Consider the following 19,684-nt stretch of genomic DNA (forward strand, 5'->3'; position numbering starts at 1 on the left):
AGTCAGAGCGACACGGACACCGACTCAGCCGCCCAGCGGCCGAGACACGAGGTAGGACGATGAGCGCCTGGCTGATCATGTGTTCAGACCGACTCGGTACGGATTTGCTTCCGACCGGTTGCCTGAGCTAAAGTACGAACCCTTGCCTCACCGAAACCCCTCCGAGAAGTTGTGGGTAGAAGTGTGTGCGTGTGTTCTTTGAGAACTCAATAGTGTGTCGATGAATGTCAGTGCCAATAATTATTATTGGTGCCAACTTCTCATGTACCCCCCGGTCATGAGAGTTGGACATTGAAAACAACAGCGAATCTTTTTTGCTGGTGTTTGGCTTTGCTAGGTTTTCGGACTCTAGTTAGATAATTTTGATTGCGCCCTTCGGGGTGTTTTCGAGAGTCTTCAACGGAGAGTTTGATCCTGGCTCAGGACGAACGCTGGCGGCGTGCTTAACACATGCAAGTCGAGCGGTAAGGCCCTTCGGGGTACACGAGCGGCGAACGGGTGAGTAACACGTGGGTGATCTGCCCTGTACTTCGGGATAAGCCTGGGAAACTGGGTCTAATACCGGATATGACCACCGATCGCATGGTCGGTGGTGGAAAGATTTATCGGTACAGGATGGGCCCGCGGCCTATCAGCTTGTTGGTGGGGTAACGGCCTACCAAGGCGACGACGGGTAGCCGACCTGAGAGGGTGACCGGCCACACTGGGACTGAGACACGGCCCAGACTCCTACGGGAGGCAGCAGTGGGGAATATTGCACAATGGGCGAAAGCCTGATGCAGCGACGCCGCGTGGGGGATGACGGCCTTCGGGTTGTAAACCCCTTTCGACAGGGACGAAGCGCAAGTGACGGTACCTGTAGAAGAAGCACCGGCCAACTACGTGCCAGCAGCCGCGGTAATACGTAGGGTGCGAGCGTTGTCCGGAATTACTGGGCGTAAAGAGCTTGTAGGCGGTCTGTCGCGTCTTCTGTGAAAACTTGGGGCTCAACCTTAAGCTTGCAGGGGATACGGGCAGACTAGAGTACTTCAGGGGAGACTGGAATTCCTGGTGTAGCGGTGAAATGCGCAGATATCAGGAGGAACACCGGTGGCGAAGGCGGGTCTCTGGGAAGTAACTGACGCTGAGAAGCGAAAGCATGGGTAGCAAACAGGATTAGATACCCTGGTAGTCCATGCCGTAAACGGTGGGTACTAGGTGTGGGTTTCCTTCCACGGGATCCGTGCCGTAGCTAACGCATTAAGTACCCCGCCTGGGGAGTACGGCCGCAAGGCTAAAACTCAAAGGAATTGACGGGGGCCCGCACAAGCGGCGGAGCATGTGGATTAATTCGATGCAACGCGAAGAACCTTACCTGGGTTTGACATACACCGGAAACCTGCAGAGATGTAGGCCCCCTTGTGGTCGGTGTACAGGTGGTGCATGGCTGTCGTCAGCTCGTGTCGTGAGATGTTGGGTTAAGTCCCGCAACGAGCGCAACCCTTATCTTATGTTGCCAGCGCGTAATGGCGGGGACTCGTGAGAGACTGCCGGGGTCAACTCGGAGGAAGGTGGGGACGACGTCAAGTCATCATGCCCCTTATGTCCAGGGCTTCACACATGCTACAATGGCCGGTACAGAGGGCTGCGATACCGCGAGGTGGAGCGAATCCCTTAAAGCCGGTCTCAGTTCGGATCGGGGTCTGCAACTCGACCCCGTGAAGTTGGAGTCGCTAGTAATCGCAGATCAGCAACGCTGCGGTGAATACGTTCCCGGGCCTTGTACACACCGCCCGTCACGTCATGAAAGTCGGTAACACCCGAAGCCGGTGGCCTAACCCTTGTGGAGGGAGCCGTCGAAGGTGGGATCGGCGATTGGGACGAAGTCGTAACAAGGTAGCCGTACCGGAAGGTGCGGCTGGATCACCTCCTTTCTAAGGAGCATCTGCATTTCTCGCCTCGTGTAGTCGAGGTTCGAGGATGCCAGAGCCGTTTCGGACTCATATGTAGTCCGGCGGTGCTCATGGGTGGAACACTGACAACTTTCATCGCATACGGTCGAAGCAATGTCTTCGACCGCGATGGGTATACCGACACACTATTGGGTCCTGAAAGAACACGCGAAAGTGTTTTTTCAAGGCAAAACATACGATCCGAGAGAGTTTTCCTCGAAACCGCCGGCCGTAAGGTTGGGTAGGTCTGGGTACGGAATTTTCGCGGGTGTGTTGTTTGAGAACTGCACAGTGGACGCGAGCATCTTTGTTAGTAAGTGTTTAAGAGCGTACGGTGGATGCCTTGGCACCAGGAGCCGATGAAGGACGTAGGAGGCTGCGATAAGCCTCGGGGAGCTGTCAACCGAGCTGAGATCCGAGGATTTCCGAATGGGGAAACCCAGCACGAGTGATGTCGTGTTACCCGCATCTGAATATATAGGGTGTGTGGAGGGAACGTGGGGAAGTGAAACATCTCAGTACCCACAGGAAGAGAAAACAACAGTGATTCCGTGAGTAGTGGCGAGCGAAAGCGGATGAGGCTAAACCGTGTACATGTGATACCCGGCAGGGGTTGTGTATGCGGTGTTGTGGGGTCTTCTTTCTTGATTCTGCCGGATCAAGCGGAAGTAAGAAACCAAGTTGTTAGTCGAAGTGGTCTGGAACGGCCTGTCGTAGAGGGTGATAATCCCGTAGACGAAAACATCTTGGCTTCCGTAGGAGATACCCGAGTAGCAGCGGGCCCGTGAAATCTGCTGTGAATCTGCCGGGACCACCCGGTAAGCCTGAATACTCCCTGGTGACCGATAGCGGACTAGTACCGTGAGGGAAAGGTGAAAAGTACCCCGGGAGGGGAGTGAAATAGTACCTGAAACCGTGCGCTTACAATCCGTCAAAGCCCTCGTACTTGTACGTGGGGTGATGGCGTGCCTTTTGAAGAATGAGCCTGCGAGTCATCGGTGTGTGGCGAGGTTAACCCGTTGAGGGGTAGCCGTAGCGAAAGCGAGTCTGAATAGGGCGAAATTTAGTCGCACATTATGGACCCGAAGCGGAGTGATCTACCCATGGCCAGGGTGAAGCGACGGTAAGACGTCGTGGAGGCCCGAACCCACTTAGGTTGAAAACTGAGGGGATGAGCTGTGGGTAGGGGTGAAAGGCCAATCAAACTCCGTGATAGCTGGTTCTCCCCGAAATGCATTTAGGTGCAGCGTCACGTGTTTCACATCGGAGGTAGAGCTACTGGATGGCCTAGGGGGCCTACAAGCTTACCGAAGTCAGCCAAACTCCGAATGCCGGTGTGTGAGAGCGTGGCAGTGAGACTGCGGGGGATAAGCTTCGTAGTCGAGAGGGAAACAGCCCAGATCGCCGGCTAAGGCCCCTAAGCGTGTACTAAGTGGAAAAGGATGTGGGGTCGCTTAGACAACCAGGAGGTTGGCTTAGAAGCAGCCACCCTTGAAAGAGTGCGTAATAGCTCACTGGTCAAGTGATCCTGCGCCGACAATGTAGCGGGGCTCAAGTACACCGCCGAAGCCGCGGCATTCACACAATAACCCGTCCTGCATTCGTGCAGGGCCAGGTGTGTGGATGGGTAGGGGAGCGTCCTGTGGCCGTGGAAGCAGCAGTGTGAACTAGCTGTGGAGGCCACGGGAGTGAGAATGCAGGCATGAGTAGCGAAAGACGAGTGAGAAACTCGTCCGCCGAATGACCAAGGGTTCCTGGGCCAGGTTAATCCGCCCAGGGTGAGTCGGGACCTAAGGCGAGGCCGACAGGCGTAGTCGATGGACAACGGGTTGATATTCCCGTACCCGTGTATCCGCGCCCAATGCTGAATCAGTTGTGCTAACTGTCCAAATGTTGTCTTATCGAGCCTTCGGGTGAGAGGGATGATTGCTGCACAGGACCCCGATTGTAGTAGGTAAGCGATGGGGTGACGCAGGAAGGTAGCTGGGCCAGGTGATGGAATACCTGGTGTAAGCGTGTAGGGCGTTGTGTAGGCAAATCCGCACAACATGTAGCCTGAGACGTGATGCGTACCCGTTGAGGGGAATTCAGTGATCCTATGCTGCCGAGAAAAGCCTCTAGCGAGCTGGTACACGGCCCGTACCCCAAACCGACACAGGTGGTCAGGTAGAGAATACTAAGGCGATCGAGAGAACTGTGGTTAAGGAACTCGGCAAAATGCCCCCGTAACTTCGGGAGAAGGGGGACCTGCCCTGGTGACGAGTCTTGCACTCAGAGCTGGGGAAGGTCGCAGAGACCAGAGAGAAGCGACTGTTTACTAAAAACACAGGTCCGTGCGAAGTCGTAAGACGATGTATACGGACTGACGCCTGCCCGGTGCCGGAAGGTTAAGAGGACCGGTTAGCGGACTTTGTCCGCGAAGCTGAGAATTTAAGCCCCGGTAAACGGCGGTGGTAACTATAACCATCCTAAGGTAGCGAAATTCCTTGTCGGGTAAGTTCCGACCTGCACGAATGGCGTAACGACTTCTCTGCTGTCTCAACCACAGACTCGGCGAAATTGCATTACGAGTAAAGATGCTCGTTACGCGCGGCAGGACGAAAAGACCCCGGGACCTTCACTATAGCTTGGTATTGGTGTTCGGTACGGTTTGTGTAGGATAGGTGGGAGACTGTGAAAGCGGCACGCTAGTGTTGTGGGAGTCGTCGTTGAAATACCACTCTGATCGTATTGGACTTCTAACCTCGGACCATGATCTGGTTCAGGGACAGTGCCTGGTGGGTAGTTTAACTGGGGCGGTTGCCTCCCAAAATGTAACGGAGGCGCCCAAAGGTTCCCTCAGCCTGGTTGGCAATCAGGTGTTGAGTGCAAGTGCACAAGGGAGCTTGACTGTGAGACTGACAGGTCGAGCAGGGACGAAAGTCGGGACTAGTGATCCGGCACCGGCAAGTGGAAGCGGTGTCGCTCAACGGATAAAAGGTACCCCGGGGATAACAGGCTGATCTTCCCCAAGAGTCCATATCGACGGGATGGTTTGGCACCTCGATGTCGGCTCGTCGCATCCTGGGGCTGGAGTAGGTCCCAAGGGTTGGGCTGTTCGCCCATTAAAGCGGCACGCGAGCTGGGTTTAGAACGTCGTGAGACAGTTCGGTCTCTATCCGCCGCGCGCGTAAGAAACTTGAGGAAGGCTGTCCCTAGTACGAGAGGACCGGGACGGACGAACCTCTGGTGTGCCAGTTGTTCCGCCAGGAGCACTGCTGGTTGGCTACGTTCGGAAGGGATAACCGCTGAAAGCATCTAAGCGGGAAGCCTGTTCCAAGATGAGGTTTCTCTCCCACTTGATGGGTTAAGGCCCCCTACAGACCATGGGGTTGATAGGCCAGAATTGGAAGCCAGGTAACTGGTGTAGGTGACTGGTACTAATAGGCCGAGGGCTTACTACAAAGGTGTTACGCGTCCACTGTGCGGTTTCTGAAACAACAGACACTGCAGCAAACCTGGTCATCGGGTCCCGTTCGGGGGGTCGGTGTTTCGGGGAGCGCTGTCGATAGTTTCATAGAGTTACGGTAGTTATAGCGGTGGGGAAACGCCCGGTCCCATTCCGAACCCGGAAGCTAAGGCCACCTGCGCCGATGGTACTGCACTCGACAGGGTGTGGGAGAGTAGGACACTGCCGGAACATCATTGCGAAAGGCCCTCAACCATTGGTTGGGGGCCTTTTTGCGTTCCCGAGCACCTGCCACACCGGGCCAGCAGTCCGAACCATCAACATTTCAGAAAACCTCCATGCCCGGGGTTCCGGTGCGCGACGATGATGCGACGTCGCTTCGGGAGGTCACCATGGACTGGCTCTGCACTCACCAGACACTGCGTCGTTACGCGACAGCGTTCGTGCTGCCTGCCGCACTGATCGCAGTAGTGGCGGCAACCGCCGCACCCGGCGCTGCGGCGCCCGCTCCCGACCCGCTGATCGGTGCGGTCGGCTCGGTCGCCGGCCTCGCCGGGATCGAGCTACCGGCCACCTACGGCCCCGAGACCGCGATCGTGGTGCTCGGGTACGGCCTGCTGCCGGACGGCACCATGCGGGCCGAACTCGGTAATCGCTTGCACGCGGCCCTGATTCAGGCCTACATGTCACCCGCTTCCCCGGTGATCGTGACCGGCGGCAACCCGCGCAACGGTGTCACCGAGGCGCAGGTGATGGCCGACTGGCTCAACATTCGCGGCGTCGCCAGGCACCGGCTGCATGCGGAGACCGAAGCGGGCTCCACCGTGCAGAACGCCGAGTTCTCGGCACGGATAATGGAAGCCCTCGGCGTTACCAAAGCAGTCCTCATCACCTCCGCCGACCACATGCGCCGAGCCCTGGACAATTTCCTCGCCGCGGGAATCCCGGTAGTCGCCACTATGACCCCGGACGTCGCCCCTCTCTGGGCCCAGCCCTACGGCGCGAACCGATAGTCGCGCCGATGTCGGTGATGCCGTTTACGATTCGGTGGCGTCACTGCGGGGTTGCGAGGGCGCTGTCGAAGTAATGGCGGATAGGGGAATGTGATGGACAGGCCGGTATGGGCGCCCGAGGGTGTCGATATTCAGTATCCGAGTCCGGCTCGGATGTATGACGCGCTGCTCGGTGGCTCGCATAATTTCGCGGTGGACCGTGAGGCCGCGGAGTACGCGATCAAACTGGTTCCCGATCTGCCGCGGCTCGCGCTGAGCAATCGGGCCTTCCTGCGCCGAGCGGTCCGCTTCATGCTCGATGCCGGGATCCGGCAGTTCCTCGACATCGGATCGGGCATTCCCACTGCGGGCAATGTGCACGAGATCGTCCACGAGCTGGACCCCGGGGCGCGGGTGCTCTACGTCGACATCGATCCGGTGGCGGTCGCGCATTCGCGGACCATCCTGCAGGGCATCGAGAAGGCAGGCGCGATCGAGGCCGATCTACGCAAGCCCGGCGACTTGTTCGCGGCGGTGCGCGAGACCGGGCTGATCGACTTCGACGAACCGGTGGGATTGCTGCTGATCGCGGTGCTGCATCTGGTGCACGACGACGAGGATCCGATCGGCAAGGTGGCCGCGCTGCGTGCGGCGGTCGCCCCCGGCAGTTTCATAGCCATTTCACATCTCACATCCGAGCTACGTCCCGAGGATGCCAGTAAACTGGGCGTGCAGTCGGTGAATCATGCCAAGGTCGGCATTCATTTCCGGTCCAAGGACGAGATCGTCGCACTGTTCGAGGGATGGGATTCGGTCGAGCCCGGCGTAGTCGAGCTGCCGCTGTGGCGGCCCGAGTCCGAGCGCGATCAGCACGAGAAGCCGGGCCGTTCGCTCGGTCTGGGCGGAGTCGCGATCAAGAAGTAGAGCCGCCTGCCATGGCGGTGGGATCGACGATGACAGGTGGATGAAGCAGTGGGGTCGTGGGAGTTGGGGCAGCGGTGGGCGGATGCCCTGGACGGTGTCGTAGCTCCTACGCTCAACCGCTCTCAGATCGACGAGATGCTGGCCGCCCTGTGTACCGGTCTGATCGACGCGGCGCGCGGTGGTGAAGACCCCGATATCGCCCGCCGCGCCGCTCGGATGCTGGTCGCGGCTAATTTTCGCGACCCGTCGGCGGTGAGCCGGTCGGTGCCGGTGCTGTGTTCGGATCTGGTCGAGGTCGCTGCCGACGGTCCCGCCGACCCAGCGCTGCCGCAGATCCGCGCGCGGGCCATCGGGCTGGCCGCCGATTTCGCCGCCGGCTTCACGGCGGCGTTACGTGCCGCCGCACTCGCCGAGCAGGAGGCCACGCTGGCCGCGGTGCTGGCCGCGGCCCAGGAGGCCGAAACCCGCCGAGCGCTGTCGGAAGTACGGTTCGAGGCGGTTTTCGACGGTGCGCTCGTCGGTATCGGCACTGTCGACATGACGGGTCAGGTGGTGAACTGCAATGCCACCATGGCCCAGATGCTCGGCCGGACCCCGGAGACGATGCCGGGCCGGACCGTCGCCGACATCCTCGGCCCACAGAACCTGAACTTCGCGTTCGAACAACTCCAGCGCATGGTCGCGGGTGAAACCGAGAGCTTCCGCACCGAGACCGAGCACCTGCACACCGACGGCAGGATCACCGCGATCGACCTGTCGATGTCGGCGGTGCGCGGCGCCGACGGCGGTATCGAATTCCTGATCGGCGTCGCGGTCGATGTCACCGAGCGTAAGCAGCTCGCCGACCGGCTGTGGCACGACGCCAACCATGACGCACTCACCGGTCTGCCGAACCGCCCGCACCTGTTCAACAAACTGGCCGACGCGCAACCCCCGATCGGGGTCTGCTACCTCGACCTCGACGGTTTCAAGGAGATCAACGACCTGTGGGGGCACACGATCGGAGACCGCGTGCTCCAGGTCGTGGCAGACCGGATGCGTGACGCGGTGCGTCCGGCCGACGCGGTCGCCGCCCGCATCGGCGGCGACGAGTTCCTCGTGCTTGTCGAAAACTGTTCCGGCGAAGCGCAATTGGCGACACTGGCCGATGAGCTGCTGTCCGCGCTCACCGAGCCGCTCGCGGCGAACGGGCACATGCTCGTTGTCGGAGCGAGCATCGGCACTGCCTTCTTCGAGCAATTGCCCGGTGCCGTAGACGAACTGGTGCACGCCGCCGACGCGGCGATGTATCGCAACAAGAACGACGCGCGCCGCGATCCGGCCCGGTAGCGGCCGGGCCGGAGTCGATCAGATCGATTGGGGCTCGCGCTTCGCCGCCCGCGCCAGTGAGCGATCGCGTTGCTCCTCGAAGCGCAGGACGTCCCCGCTCAGCCGGTCGAGGAACGCCGCGAGATCCTCGCGGGCACGCTCGCCACGGGGGCTGAAGTCGTTGCGCTCGAAGATGTCCCATTTGCGCAGCACCGGCATCAGAACCTCTTCGAGATGCTGGCGCAGATCGTAGATTCCGTGCTTGGCCATCAGCACACCGTTGCGTCGCCAGCCTGGCATGCCCGCGCCGGGCATCTGGAAGTTCTGCACGATGGTGTTGATCGCCTCGATGGTCTGGTCGGGGGCCAGGTCGAGCGAGGCGGCGCACAGGTTGCGGTAGAAGATCATGTGCAGGTTCTCGTCTGCGGCGATGCGGGCCAGCATCTTGTCGGCGACCGGGTCGTCGCAGACGCGACCGGTGTTGCGGTGGCTGACCCGGGTGGCCAGTTCCTGGAAGGTCACATAGGCGACGGAGAACAGGAATCCGGCACCGGTCGAGCTGTGGATGTCGAAGCCGGGCGCCTTGTCGTCGACGACGGCCATCGCCGAATATCCGTTGGTCATGTGGATCATTCGCGCCTGTTCGAGCGCGACCGGATCGACCCCACGGGTCACCACGAGGTAGTCGCGCAGCACGATGCCGTGCCGGTTCTCCTCGGCGGTCCAGCGGCCGACCCAGGTGCCCCACGCGCCGTCCTTGGAGAAGTTCTCCGCGATCTCGCGGTGGTAGGAGGGCAGGTTGTCCTCGGTGAGCAGGTTGGTGACCATCGCGGCCTTGGCCAGCTCGCTGAGTGCGGATTGTTCTGGGTCCCAATCGATTCCGCCCATCGCCGCGAAATTGCGGCCCTGGTCCCACGGCACATAATCATGCGGGTGCCAGTCCTTGGCCATCGCCAGATGGCGGTTCACATTGCTCGCGGCGATGGGTTCCAGCTCGATCAGTAGTTCCAGTTGGGTCAGGTTCCTGGCCACGCTCGTTGCCCTTTCCGGTTAGTGAAAAGCGAGAGTTGCGTCGGTCCGGTAGTGTTGCCCGTCGTCACAATAGACCCGGCGCACGGCGCCTGGAAACGACACGGTGCGCTCAGCACTGTTGAAGAATTTGGGCGCGTCGCGTCGAGTGCATATACGCTCCACCAGTTCAGCTCCATCAGCGGTTCCCGTTCAGTCGTGGCATAGCTAGAGAGAGTGAGCGAAAAATTATGACGGACATCGTGGTCACGAGCCTGGCGGCGACCACGTCGATCGCGGGCGACGTCGACTCGACCTGGAAGGGTCTGCTCAACGGCGAGAGCGGGATCGACGTCTTGGAGGATTCCTTCATCGACGACTTCGAACTGCCGGTGCGGATCGGCGGCCACCTCAAGGTGTCGCCCACCCTCTCGCTCACCCGCGAAGAGGCGCGCAAACTGTCCTACGTCGAGCAGATGGCCGTGGTCCTCGGCCGTGAGGTCTGGCGCAACGCGGGCAGCCCCGAAGTGGACCGCGACCGGCTCGGCGTCTCGATCGGTACCGGTCTCGGCGGCGCGGAATCGCTGATCTACGCCCGCGATCGCCTGCGCAACGGCGGCTACCGCAAGGTCTCGCCGCTGACCGTGCAGGCCATCATGCCCAACGGCCCCGCCGCCTGTGTCGGCATCGAATTGGGTGCGCGCGCCGGGGTTTCCACGCCGGTATCGGCCTGCTCGTCGGGCTCGGAGGCGATCGCCAACGCGTGGCGGATGATCATGATGGGCGATGCCGACATCGTGGTCACCGGCGGTGTCGAGGGCTCCATCCAGGCGGTGCCGATCGCGGCGTTCACGCAGATGCGGGCCATGAGCACCCGCAACCACGATCCCAAGGCCGCCTCGCGTCCCTTCGACGCCGACCGTGACGGGTTCGTCTTCGGCGAGGCAGGCGCGATGATGGTGATCGAGACCGAGGAGCACGCCAAGGCGCGTGGCGCGACGATTCACGCGCGACTGCTCGGGGCGGGCATCACCTCCGACGGATTCCACCTCGTCGCCCCGGATCCCGAGGGCACCGGCGCGGCACGGGCGATGACGCGGGCGATGGAGACCGGCGGGATCAGCCGCACCGACGTGACCCACATCAACGCCCACGCCACCGCGACGCCGATCGGCGACACCGCCGAGGCCAATGCGATCGGCAAGGCCATCGGCTCGCACGCTTCGGTGTACGCGCCGAAATCGGCACTCGGGCACTCGATCGGCGCGGTCGGTGCGCTCGAATCGGTGCTCACCGTGCTCAGCGTGCGCGACAGCGTCGTTCCGCCCACCCTGAATCTGGACAATCAGGACCCCGCGATCGATCTGGACGTGGTGTCGGGTCAGGCGCGGCGTGGTCGCATCGATTACGCGGTGAACAACTCCTTCGGTTTCGGCGGTCACAACGTGGCGATCTCGTTCGGGCGGTATTGACGATCCGCCCGGCAGTGGCGGGTTCTGGTCAATGTGCGTTGAAAAGGATTGGGAATGATCGGCGAGACTTTCGACGACTATGTAGACGAGCTGGGGACTATCCGGATTCCCGGCGATCAGACCTTGATCGACTTCGTCGACAAACACAGCGAGGCCAACGGGGACGACCTGGCCTACCGCTTCATCGACTATTCAACCGAGCGCGAGGGGGAATATCGGGAACTGACCTGGCGCGAATTCGGCGTGCGGTTGCGCGCGGTTGCCGCGCGGTTGCAGCAGGTGACCAAGCCCGGCGACCGGGTGGCGGTGTTGGCGCCGCAGGGTCTTGACTATGTCGTGGCGCTGTTCGCGGCGGTGTACGCGGGAAATGTGGCTGTGCCGCTGTTCGATCCGGAGGAGCAGGGCCACAGCGACCGGCTGCACGCCGTCCTCGGCGACTGCGAACCCGCCGCGGTGCTCACCGTCGGTAGCGCGGCGGCGGGGGTGCGCAACTTCTTCCGCGAACAACCGGCCGCGCAACGGCCCAGAATCATTGCGGTCGAGGCGATTCCCGATACCGTCGGCACGCGCTGGCGCAGGCCCGATATCAATATCGACAGCGTGGCGTACCTGCAATACACCTCGGGGTCCACCAGGGTGCCCGCCGGTGTCGAGATCACCCACCGCTCGGTGGGAACGAATCTGCTGCAGATGATCGACGCCATCGGGATCACCGAGAACGCACGCGGAGTCACCTGGCTGCCACTGTTCCACGACATGGGGCTGCTCACGGTGATCCTGCCGACCATCGGCGGCAAGTTCATCACCATCATGTCGCCGAGCGCGTTCGTGCGCAGGCCCGCGCGCTGGATCAAGGAGCTGGCCGCCCAGGCCGATGGTGCCGAAATCTACTCGGCGGCACCGAACTTCGCCTTCGAGCACGCGGCGATGCGCGGGTTGCCCAAGGGGAACGAGAGCCTCGACCTGTCGAACGTGATCGGTCTGATCAATGGCAGTGAGCCGGTGTCGGTGGCCTCGATGCGCAAGTTCAACGAGGCGTTCGCGCCGTACGGGCTGTCCAAGACCGCGATCAAGCCGTGCTACGGGATGGCCGAGGCGACGCTGTTCGTGTCGGCGACCAAGCGCGACGACGAGGCGCGGGTGGTCTATGTCGATCGCGGGCAGTTGAACGAGGGCCGGATGGTGGAGTGCGACGAGCACGCCGCGAACGCGGTGGCACAGGTGTCGTGCGGGCACGTCGCGCGGTCGCAGTGGGCGGTGATCGTCGATCCAGGCACCGGGGTGGAGCGCCGCGACGGCGAGGTCGGCGAGATCTGGTTGCACGGTGACAATATGGGCATCGGGTATTGGGGACGGCCGGAGGAGACCGCGGAGACCTTCCACAACCGGGTGGTCGCGCGCATGTCGGTCGGTAGTCGCGCCGAGGGGGCGCCCGACGACGCCAAGTGGATGCGCACCGGCGATTACGGTGCTTATCACGACGGCGAGTTGTTCATCACCGGTCGGGTGAAGGATCTGGTGATCGTCGACGGGCGCAATCATTACCCGCAGGATCTCGAATACTCGGCGCAGGAAGCCAGTACCGCCCTGCGGCCCGGGTTCATCGCGGCCTTCTCCGTGCAGGCGGGACAGTTGCCCGCGCCGGTGCTCGAGACCGGGAGTGGGTCCGACCCGGCGGCGGAGCAATTGGTGGTCGTCGCCGAAAGGGGCACGGGCGCCGCGAAACTGGAGCCGGGGCCGATCACGGATACGGTGCGGGCGGCCATCGCACGCAGGCACGGGGTGATGGTGCGGGATCTGTTGCTGGTGCACGCGGGATCGATTCCGCGGACGTCGAGCGGGAAGATCGCCCGGCGGGCCTGTAAGGCGGCGTATCTGGACGGGACGCTGCGCGGTGGGTACCGGCAGCAGGCGTATCCGGACGCACCGGAGGAGTGAGAAGCGGTCGGCCACCGGGTAATTCCGGTGGCCGGCCGGATACTGTCGCGCTCAGTGGGCGGCCGCCGGAGCACGGGGCGGCTCAGTTGACGCAGGGGATGGTGTCACCGATGTTGGTGGACAGGGGTTTTCCCGCATCGGGCAATGGCATCGAACCGGACGTCGTGGGTTTCGGTGGTGTGGTCGTCGATGTCGCCGGGCTCAGCTCGCTGGGCATGGTGAAGTCCGCGCCGAGCGCGATTCGCACCCGCCCGTCCTCGATCGACGGGGATGCGGAAACCGGCAGTCCACCGAGGAGTTCCGCCAGGGCGCCCGCGTCGTCGGCGGCGCCGAGGCCGTAGGTGATGGACGAGTACTGCCCGTCGCTCGAATCACCGTTGCCGATCAGGCCCGCAGCGTAACCGCGGCTCTCCAGTGCCGCCGAGAGCACCGCCGCCTGACCCTTCGCGGCGCCGACATTGTGCACATCGACCACGCTCGTCGGAACGGGGGCCGCCGCGCTGGTTTTCGGCACCTCCTGGCCGAAAGCCGCCCGCACCTCCCGTTTGATCGCCGCCGGATCGACGATGTTCACGTCCTGACCATCGATCACGTCGTAGCGCACCACCGGCAGCGTGCGGAATTCCACCGGCACCGAGCCCGCGGAGCCGAGGTCACGGGCGAAGTCGAACAGGTTCCAGCCGTCGGAGAGCACCACATCGCGATGGGCCACATCCATCAGCGCCGCGAGTTGGCTCAGGTTGGTCAGCGTCCCGGAATCCTTGAGCGACTTGGCAACCGAGGTGAGGAACGCCTGCTGGCGATGGGTGCGGTCGAGGTCGCCGTTCAGTAGGCCGTGACGTTGACGGACGAACGCGAGGGCTTGCGAACCGTCGAGATGCTGCCTGCCCGCGGGGAAGACCGCGCCGGAGAACTCACTGTCGTCGACGGCGTGGTTGAGGCACACGTCGACCCCGCCGACCGCGGTGGCCAGGTCGTAGAAGCCCGCGAGCGAGATCTCGGCGAAGCGGTCGATCGGCACCCCGACGAGATTGCGGACGGTGGTGACGATGGACGCGCGTCCGGCCTCGCGGCCGCGTCGCTCCAGGACAACCGGGTCCTTCTCGCCCTGCTCGATCAACTTCGCCTGCACCGCAGCCTTTTTCAGCCCGTACGCCTCTTTGATCTTGACCTGCTGGTAGCCGGGAATCCCCGTCACCGGCACGTAGTCGTCGCGCGGGATCGAGAAGGCGACGACCTTGCTCGCGTCGGCCGGAATATGCAGCAGGATCAGTGAATTCGCGTTGTAGCCGCCCTCGGAGCCGTCACCGGCGTGGAGCTGGTCGAGCACCTGTTTCGGCAGGTCGTTGCCGTTGAGGTCTTTGCGGGTGTCCAAGCCGATCAGCAGGATATTGACCGCGCCGCCACCGGAACGTGGGGCGTCCTCACCGAGCGCGGTGGAATGGGTGAAGCCGGAGTCGAAGTCCTGCTTGGCCGACCAGGCCAGACCGGTGCCCGCGAGGACGGCCAGCGCAGTGGTCGCGACCAGCGTGCGCGCCAGGATCATCCCGACTCGGCGAGCGCGGCCGCGCCGCGGAGCGCGGTGGTCGGTGACCTGCCTGCCCACGCGCTCCGGCCCCCGCCGTCTGTGCTCCCCGCGCGCCGTGCCCGCGGGAAAGTCGTTGTCCCCGTTCACCGCAGTGCGCTACCTGCCTGCCACTGTTCCCACGGCACACTCCAGTCGCCGTTCTGCCACACCTCGAGCGGGGCGCCGCCGGTATTCCTGATCTCGACCACGTCGCCGGGTTGGGAGAAATTGTAGAACCAGCGGGCGTTCTCGCCGCTGAGATTGAGGCAGCCGTGTGAGACGTTGGTGTTTCCCTGCGCCCAGATTGTGTCGTCGAGTTGGTGTAGGTAGATGCCGTCGGTGCTGATCTTCGTCGCCCAGCCGATGGTCTCCTTGTAGCCGAGCCGGGAGTTCACCGGCAAGCCGTAGGTGGACGAATCCATCACCACCGGATTGGCCTTCTCCATCACGGTGTAGATCCCGGGCTGGGTCCAGAAGGTGATGGTCTTGCCCGCGACGGTCTGACTGCCGCCCATACCGAGCGAGGTGGGCATGGTCCTGACCAGGGTGCCGTTCTCGTACACCCGCACCTGCTTGTCGTTGTCGTCGACGATCGAAACGTGCGAGTCGCCGATGGTGAAACCGGTCTCGGTGTCCTCTTGGCCGTAGAGGCCGCCGCCCAGATCCTTGCCGTAGATGTCGGCGGTGAGCGTCACCTTCGTGCCAGGTGTGTAGTAGTTCTGGGGGCGCCAGTGGGCATTGCGGTTGTCGACCCAATACCAGGAACCGGTGACGGGCGGATCGGTGCTGACCGACAGATACTTTTCGGCGGTCGCGCGATCGGGGACGTCCTCGTCGAAATGCGCGACTACGACCGTGCCGACGCCGAAGGTGTCCGAGGAGGAGAGCGGCATGCCGCCGGTGGTGCGGAAGGAGACCTCGGTCTGATTGTTGGGTGTCAGGGTGGAGAACGACGAGGTGATCGGACCGACCTTGCCGGTGACGGTGACCGCCTCGGCGGTGACGGTGTAGGTGCGCCCGTACCCCAGCGGCACTGACGGCTTCCACGCCGACTGGTCCGGGGTGAGGATGCCGTCGACGGTGCCGCCGTCCTCGTTGGTCATCGTGACCGCGGTGAGCTGCCCGTCACTGGTGCTGACGCGAACTGGTCCGAGCGGATCGATCTCGGTCGCGCCGTCCTCCGGGGCGACCGAGATCGTCGGTGCCGGGCGGTCCGCGGATTCGGTGTCCGACTCGGTGGGCGAGCCGCCACAGCCCGCGACCAGCACCAGGAGCGTGGCGGCGAGGCCTGCTCGGAAACGTCGTCCTGACATGCGCCCTCCTGTGCTCGGTGCCGTCAGCTCTGTAAGCCGACCTCGACGTCGAGCGAGAGGGTGATCTTGTCGCCGATCACGGCGCCGCCGTCGGCCATCGGCATCTCGGTGGTGAGGCCGAAATCGCGGCGGTTGATGGTGGCGGTCGCGGAGAAGCCGGCGACCGGGGCGTCGGCCATGCCGGGGCCGGTGCCGAGGAATTCGACCTCGAGGGTGACCGGGTGGGTGTTGCCGCGGATGGTGAAATCGCCGGTGACGGAGAATTCGGTGCTCAGCGCCTTGAAACCGGTGGCCTTGAAGGTGGCGGTCGGGTGATTGGCGACGTCGAAGAAGTCGGCGGTGGCCAGGTGCCCGTCGCGCTGCGCGTTGTCGGTGGTCACCGAGGCGACGTTCATCGCGACATCGGCGTCGGCGGTGCCGTCGGGGTGGACCACGAGCGTGCCCGAGAAGTCGGTGAAACGACCACGTACTTTGCTGACCATCAGGTGGCGCACCGAGAACTGCAGGGTGGAATGGGCGGGGTCGATGACCCAGGTTCCCGCGGGTAGTCCGGTAGGGGCCGACATGGTCTCTCCTCACTTGGCGATCCGGCCGTGTGGGCCGACGGGCGTGTGAAGCGATAGCGCCAACCAGCGTAACCCCGTGCAGCGGGTGCGGGTCAGTCCTCGCTGGTGGCGCGTTCGCCGAGAAAGCGCAGGAGGGCGGGATCGGTGGAGGTGAAGCGGTCTACTTCCTGACCGCCGGTGCATTCGAACAGGGCGATGGTCACGGAGTCGGGCCTGCGCCCGACAACCCGCCAGATCGCGCCGGAATCTTGCCAGCGAAGCAGTGTTTCGACGGGATCGGCGCTCACTCGATCCACGGTAGTGCGCCGTGATCGCGGATCGAACCGCGATGGCTCCGGCGGAGGGTGTGCGCTCAGATCCGTTCGCGGTAATTCGCGGCGACGAGCGCGAGGCAGCACGCGGCGATCACGGCCGTGACAACGTACATGGCGGGGTAGCCGAAACCGAGGCTGCTGTGCAGTGCCGACAGGACGGCGGGCACGCCGAAGCCCAGGTAGCTCACGGAGTAGAAGACCGCGTTCAGGCCGGCCAGATCGCTGGGGCCCGCGATGCGTTCGATCTGCTGCAAGCCCGCGACCAGGCCGATGCCGTAGCCGCTGCCGAGCACGACCGCGGTCAGCAGCGTCACCCAGATGCTCAGGGTGGCCGCCGTCCACGCGGCCAAAATCATGCCCGCGGTGAGCAACACCAGTGCCACCACCGCGGCGCGGGCGGTGCCGGGGCGGTCGATGCGCCTGGCGACCGATTGGATGGTGAATCCGCAGCCGAGCGTCACCATGGTGACCAGGGCGGAGAAGGCGATCGGGGCCTGCTGCACGCGCGGCAGCAGCAGCGTCGGGAGGACGGCGTAGGCGGTCGCGTTGGCGGTGAACAGCCACAGTGCGACCGGCACCGCGACGCGAAGGAAGCGCCGATGTCCGGCTGCGGGGATCTTCAAGTCGTCCCGCAGTTTGCCCGGATTCGCTTGGCGCGTCACGGTTTCCGGTGTCTTGGCGATCCAGAACGCAGTCGCGACGCAGAGCACCGCGTTGACGAGATAGGCGGTGGAATCGGGTAGCGGACCCCACTGCGCGAGGGTTCCCGCCACACCCGCGCCGAGGGCGAACCCGGCGGTCAGGCTCATCGCGGATCGTCGCGCGCCTTTGCCCGCGGCGGCCGCGGCGAACGGTGGTTGCGACAGCTCCTTGAGCCAGCTGCCGCCCACCGCCATCGCCAGGCCGAGCGCGACACCGCACAGCATCCGCCCGGCGGCCAGCATCGGCACCGAGGCCGCGCCCGCCGCGAGCAGCAGCGAACCGGCCGCGGCGATCAGCGGTGCGGGCAGCATCAGCGGGCGGCGACCGAACCGGTCCGAGAGTGGGCCCCCGACGAGCAGTGCGGGCACGATGCCGAGGACGTAGTAGAAGAGCAGCAGGTCGACCGCGGTGAGCGGGAGGCCGTGGGCTTTGTACATCACCAGCAGCGGCGTGAACTCGTTGCCACCCCACGCGATCGCCACCATGGCGGCGGACACGCCGAGCCAGGCGCGGGTTGCGGAGACAGCACTGGGCCGCTCGGTGGTGAGAATCGCCATCACAGGCCCTTTCCGTTGTGCGCGCACCGGGATCCAGGGACGTGGCGGGTCGCCGACCTGCTCGGCCGAAACCCGCCACCCGCGCACAGGGCGAAATGGTGGCAACCGGTCTCATTTTAAGGGCGGCCGTCCGCTGTATTACCGTCGGCCTGTGCGTGAGCTGCGGATGGGGTGTGCGATGTGGACTCATCCCGAGTGGCAGCAGCGGATGCCCGCGCCGGGGGAACGGTTGCGCGCCTATGCCGGGCACTGTGGTGCGGTCGAGGGCAACACCACTTTCTACGCGACACCGTCCGCATCGACCGTCGAGTCGTGGGCCCGGCAGACCGCGCCCGATTTCCGGTTCGTGCTCAAGCCGCCGAGAGCGGTGACGCACGAGCGCAGACTCGTCGACGCCGGTGCCGAACTCGGCGCGTTTCTCGACGTGATGGCGCCGCTCGGAACACGGGTGCACGCGCTGTGGATCCAGTTGCCCGCGTCGTTCGGGCCGACCGATCTGGGCGCGCTCGCCCGTTTTCAGCGGGAGCTGCCCGGTGGGTTGCGATGCGCTGTCGAGGTGCGGCATCCGGCGTTCTTCGAGGACGAGCGGGCCACGGTGCAGTTGGAGCGAGTGCTCGGGCGGATCGGGGCCGAATGGGTGCCGTTCGACACGACTGTCCTGTTCGACGGGCCACCGGGTGACCCCTCCGAATACGAGGCGAGGGCGAAGAAGCCGCGCGTCCCGCGCCGGCTGCGGGCGCTGACCGAGTACCCGATCGTGCGCTACCACGGGCGCGCCGACACCGACCGCACCGTCGCGGGCTGGCGGCCGTGGGTGGAGACCGTGGCGGGCTGGCTGCGCGAAGGTCGCTCGCCCACGGTCTTCGTGCACACGCCCGACAACGCCGCGGCCCGTGGCTTGGCCCGGCGTTTCCATGACGAGGTCCGCGTGATAGTCCCGGAGCTACCCGCACAGCCGATGCCCGAGTCCGACGAACCGATGACGCTGTTCTGAGGGCCGAACGGACATCTGCGGCGACCTGAGTTGATTTCGCGAACACTTGTCGGACCTGCGTGTCATGCTGTGCGCCACCACTGGGGAGTGGGTGGACTGACTCGAAGGGGACGAGCATGTCTACGGAGGGAATGTTGTTGTCGCCCGCGCCGCATTGCGAGCCGCAGTTGGAGGGCGGGGGCCTGGTGCATCGGTCCGCACAGGTGAATGCTGTTGCACCCCATCGGGTTACCTGTACCGGTCGTCGGCGGGCAGCGGGTGGAACGCCGGCCGGTATCCGCCGGGCAGTGCGCGCGTCCTGTCCAGATGCCGTGCCTGCCACCGATTCATCGGCCACGGCAAAGCGATTCACCGAGCACGTCCTTCGGCTGCTCTTGGAGGTAGTCGATCGGCGCAGATCGTCGACTCACCTGCGCGCGTTCACCGACGCGAAAGCGCTGGCCGCCATCAACACGATGCTCGCACAGGACTCGGTTCCCGACCGAAGCCTCGGGACCGCCACCTTGACCCGCGTCCATCTGACGCCCGCGGAGGGCGCCGCCGCCGAAGTCTTCGCTTCGTACCAACGCGGGCCTCGGACGTTGGCAATCGCGGGCCGCATCGAATCATCAAAGGGCAGTTGGCGATTGGTGGCGGTGCGGATGTTCTGA

Annotated in this window: 13 protein-coding genes and 3 rRNA genes; 10 read left to right on the forward strand and 6 right to left on the reverse strand. The window is 63.9% G+C overall.

Features of this window, described 5'->3' with window-relative positions; translation table 11 throughout:
* Positions 1-396: 396 nt before the first annotated feature.
* From ACQHI0_RS00005 to ACQHI0_RS00030, 6 genes are all read left to right on the forward strand, one after another.
* Positions 397-1,913, forward strand: a 16S ribosomal RNA gene (locus tag ACQHI0_RS00005).
* Between the two features lie 329 nt (positions 1,914-2,242).
* Positions 2,243-5,374 (forward strand): 23S ribosomal RNA (locus tag ACQHI0_RS00010).
* A 119-nt stretch (positions 5,375-5,493) separates the two neighbouring features.
* Positions 5,494-5,610, forward strand: a 5S ribosomal RNA gene (gene rrf / locus ACQHI0_RS00015).
* The 16S, 23S and 5S rRNA genes sit together here, the layout of an rRNA operon.
* Positions 5,611-5,717: 107 nt before the next feature.
* Positions 5,718-6,392: a YdcF family protein gene (locus tag ACQHI0_RS00020; RefSeq protein WP_427905872.1), complete on the forward strand. Its 675-nt coding sequence runs from the start codon at positions 5,718-5,720 to the stop codon at positions 6,390-6,392.
* A gap of 93 nt (positions 6,393-6,485) precedes the next feature.
* A complete protein-coding gene (locus ACQHI0_RS00025) occupies positions 6,486-7,295 on the forward strand; it encodes an SAM-dependent methyltransferase (RefSeq protein WP_427905873.1) in 810 nt (269 codons plus the stop codon).
* Between the two features lie 36 nt (positions 7,296-7,331).
* A complete protein-coding gene (locus ACQHI0_RS00030; protein ID WP_427905874.1) occupies positions 7,332-8,624 on the forward strand; it encodes a diguanylate cyclase domain-containing protein in 1,293 nt (430 codons plus the stop codon).
* Between the two features lie 18 nt (positions 8,625-8,642).
* On the opposite strand, the gene ACQHI0_RS00035 is transcribed toward ACQHI0_RS00030, so the two are convergent.
* Positions 8,643-9,635: an acyl-ACP desaturase gene (locus ACQHI0_RS00035; RefSeq protein ID WP_427905875.1), complete on the reverse strand. Its 993-nt coding sequence runs from the start codon at positions 9,633-9,635 to the stop codon at positions 8,643-8,645.
* Positions 9,636-9,835: 200 nt separating this feature from the next.
* Here ACQHI0_RS00035 and ACQHI0_RS00040 point away from each other — a divergent pair, with 200 nt between their 5' ends.
* Together ACQHI0_RS00040 and fadD32 are read left to right on the forward strand one after the other, a co-directional pair.
* Positions 9,836-11,083: a KasA/KasB family beta-ketoacyl-ACP synthase gene (locus ACQHI0_RS00040; RefSeq protein ID WP_427909039.1), complete on the forward strand. Its 1,248-nt coding sequence runs from the start codon at positions 9,836-9,838 to the stop codon at positions 11,081-11,083.
* A gap of 57 nt (positions 11,084-11,140) precedes the next feature.
* Entirely contained in the window at positions 11,141-13,021 is a 1,881-nt protein-coding gene (gene fadD32 / locus ACQHI0_RS00045; RefSeq protein WP_427909040.1) for a long-chain-fatty-acid--AMP ligase FadD32, read from the forward strand.
* Positions 13,022-13,103: 82 nt separating this feature from the next.
* On the opposite strand, the gene ACQHI0_RS00050 is transcribed toward fadD32, so the two are convergent.
* The 5 genes from ACQHI0_RS00050 to ACQHI0_RS00070 form a co-directional block, all read right to left on the reverse strand.
* Positions 13,104-14,567, reverse strand: a complete 1,464-nt coding sequence (locus tag ACQHI0_RS00050) for an LCP family protein (RefSeq protein WP_427909041.1) — start codon at positions 14,565-14,567, stop codon at positions 13,104-13,106.
* A 125-nt stretch (positions 14,568-14,692) separates the two neighbouring features.
* Positions 14,693-15,901, reverse strand: a complete 1,209-nt coding sequence (locus ACQHI0_RS00055) for a L,D-transpeptidase (RefSeq protein ID WP_427905876.1) — start codon at positions 15,899-15,901, stop codon at positions 14,693-14,695.
* A 23-nt stretch (positions 15,902-15,924) separates the two neighbouring features.
* On the reverse strand, positions 15,925-16,467 hold the full coding sequence (locus tag ACQHI0_RS00060) for a YceI family protein (protein WP_427905877.1): 543 nt from the start codon (positions 16,465-16,467) through the stop codon (positions 15,925-15,927).
* Between the two features lie 92 nt (positions 16,468-16,559).
* Complete coding sequence (locus ACQHI0_RS00065; protein ID WP_266297926.1) at positions 16,560-16,754, reverse strand: hypothetical protein; 195 nt, start codon at positions 16,752-16,754, stop codon at positions 16,560-16,562.
* Between the two features lie 65 nt (positions 16,755-16,819).
* A complete protein-coding gene (locus ACQHI0_RS00070) occupies positions 16,820-18,040 on the reverse strand; it encodes an MFS transporter (RefSeq protein ID WP_427905878.1) in 1,221 nt (406 codons plus the stop codon).
* A 151-nt stretch (positions 18,041-18,191) separates the two neighbouring features.
* On the opposite strand from ACQHI0_RS00070, the gene ACQHI0_RS00075 reads away from it, so the two are divergent.
* Together ACQHI0_RS00075 and ACQHI0_RS00080 are read left to right on the forward strand one after the other, a co-directional pair.
* Entirely contained in the window at positions 18,192-19,034 is an 843-nt protein-coding gene (locus tag ACQHI0_RS00075) for a DUF72 domain-containing protein (protein ID WP_427905879.1), read from the forward strand.
* A gap of 311 nt (positions 19,035-19,345) precedes the next feature.
* Complete coding sequence (locus ACQHI0_RS00080) at positions 19,346-19,684, forward strand: Rv3235 family protein (RefSeq protein WP_427905880.1); 339 nt, start codon at positions 19,346-19,348, stop codon at positions 19,682-19,684.

The sequence above is a fragment of the Nocardia sp. FBN12 genome (assembly GCF_050320175.1).
Lineage (GTDB): Bacteria > Actinomycetota > Actinomycetes > Mycobacteriales > Mycobacteriaceae > Nocardia.

Excerpts from the sequence above, each read along its gene's own strand:
- ACQHI0_RS00020 (WP_427905872.1), top strand. The coding sequence starts at position 5,718 with ATGCCCGGGGTTCCGGTGCGCGACGATGATGCGACGTCGCTTCGGGAG.
- ACQHI0_RS00025 (WP_427905873.1), top strand. The coding sequence starts at position 6,486 with ATGGACAGGCCGGTATGGGCGCCCGAGGGTGTCGATATTCAGTATCCG.
- ACQHI0_RS00050 (WP_427909041.1), bottom strand. The coding sequence starts at position 14,567 with ATGATCCTGGCGCGCACGCTGGTCGCGACCACTGCGCTGGCCGTCCTC.
- ACQHI0_RS00055 (WP_427905876.1), bottom strand. The coding sequence starts at position 15,901 with ATGTCAGGACGACGTTTCCGAGCAGGCCTCGCCGCCACGCTCCTGGTG.
- ACQHI0_RS00060 (WP_427905877.1), bottom strand. The coding sequence starts at position 16,467 with ATGTCGGCCCCTACCGGACTACCCGCGGGAACCTGGGTCATCGACCCC.
- ACQHI0_RS00070 (WP_427905878.1), bottom strand. The coding sequence starts at position 18,040 with ATGGCGATTCTCACCACCGAGCGGCCCAGTGCTGTCTCCGCAACCCGC.